General features: G+C 45.3%; 1 protein-coding gene. It reads left to right on the top strand.

Features of this window, described 5'->3' with window-relative positions:
• Positions 1 to 261, top strand: a 261-nt coding sequence (locus EOB49_RS36785) for a hypothetical protein (RefSeq protein ID WP_164781969.1), incomplete at its 5' end; no start/stop codon positions are given.
• Positions 262 to 437 lie beyond the last annotated feature (176 nt).

Raw genomic sequence — 437 nt, 5'->3', positions numbered from 1 at the left:
TTCCAGTTCTTGATAGTAATAATTTACCCCGCAACGGTATGCGGATATCAGGTTTGGAAGATTTTCACTGAAGATAGTGCAAACATCGAAATGTTCTTTGGCTTTATGACGCTGCTGCTGTTGACCTATACAGCATTTAACGTATTGGTTTTCTGCCTTAAATTTCGTTTCGATGCGGCTGAATTTAATGAATCTGACGGTCAGCCTACCGACGAATTTCTTGCCTTTCTCCGTGCGGAAGAAGCCAAGAGAACTTCATAGTTCAGCCGAACCCGAGCTACCACTTTTGCGAAGCCCCATCGTCTATTGAACCAACCTATCGATGCTATCCCGGAAGTTTGCGTATGCAGGGTGCATGACATCGAGAATGCCGTCTTGGAAGGCTCTTCCTAAACCCGCTGCATCAGAGTTCCGCTTTGTCAGGATAAATATCTGTG

It is taken from the genome of Mesorhizobium sp. M7A.F.Ca.MR.148.00.0.0 (assembly GCF_003997735.1).
Classification (GTDB): Bacteria; Pseudomonadota; Alphaproteobacteria; order Rhizobiales; family Rhizobiaceae; genus Mesorhizobium.
The sequence above is the reverse complement of the archived record's forward strand: the minus strand, read 5'-3'. Positions and strand labels throughout refer to the sequence as shown.